General features: G+C 32.6%; 3 protein-coding genes. All 3 read right to left on the reverse strand.

Annotated features, from left to right (window positions below; all coding sequences use genetic code 11):
- The coding region (locus CLPUN_RS09310) for an XkdX family protein (protein ID WP_479723533.1) at positions 1-424 on the reverse strand (424 nt) is incomplete at its 3' end.
- A gap of 18 nt (positions 425-442) precedes the next feature.
- On the reverse strand, positions 443-682 hold the full coding sequence (locus CLPUN_RS09315; RefSeq protein ID WP_077847016.1) for a hypothetical protein: 240 nt from the start codon (positions 680-682) through the stop codon (positions 443-445).
- Positions 683-700: 18 nt separating this feature from the next.
- On the reverse strand, positions 701-946 hold a 246-nt coding region (locus CLPUN_RS27610; protein ID WP_158078739.1), incomplete at its 5' end, for a hypothetical protein.

The following is a 946-nucleotide window of genomic DNA, read 5'->3' on the forward strand; positions in this document are numbered from 1 at the left end:
AGCTCTTAAAGTCTCTACCAAGATCAATACACTCTGAAGCATTCCATTCTTCAAAAGGTTCTCCACTTGCATGGTAATAAAACTTATCAGCTTGGCATTCTTGTACTCCTGCAACTTTTGAAATAGCCGATTGAGCATTTCCAGTTATATTAGCTTGATCCTCTGCAGTACTTCCAAAAGTTTTTTCCACTCCATAATGTGCTTTAGATGTAAATCCACCATAAATTATATTCTTACAAAGTAAAGAAACTTCTTCTTTCTTTAAATTTTTAGCTGCATCTAATGGAATTTCTGGACAATCTTCATTTGTTATTGTTTTATAATCTGTTGTAGTTATTTTACCATTACAGACATATTCAAATACATCTTCTTTTTTTAATTGATCCATTGAAAATAATAAGTTTATAATCTTTACGTTATCCATAATAATTTTCCCTCCTTCTTATTTAATCAATGATTTTAATATAGTCGTCATTTGAGTATTTACTTTTTTTATCTCTGTTAATGGTATATCTTCATATACTGGAATATTCGGCTTTGCTGTCGCATCTATACTTTTTAATGTTTTCCCCTCTGGTATTTCTACCTCTAAATATAGAATTCCTCCTTGTGGAGTCCTATAACTTCCTGCCATTTGTAAATAAATATATCCAGTATTATCATACAATGCTAGTGTTTTCACAAGATCACTCCTCTCTATTTATTCCCAAGCCGTATAATCAAATGTTCTTCCGCTAGTGGTGCAGGAAAATGAATTATTCCCTACAGTTATTGTATTAGCAAATATCTTGCTTCCCCATTGGGGAGAACTACTAATAGCAAAACCACGTAATGGTGTTAGTATTTGATACATATTTGCGTCATAATAATAACTTATTACAACTATAGAAGGAGTGAAGGATAGGCTTACAGTAGCATTTCCCTCTGCGGTACCAGCGGCATATCC

Origin of the sequence: Clostridium puniceum, assembly GCF_002006345.1 — a bacterium.
Lineage (GTDB): Bacteria > Bacillota > Clostridia > Clostridiales > Clostridiaceae > Clostridium > Clostridium puniceum.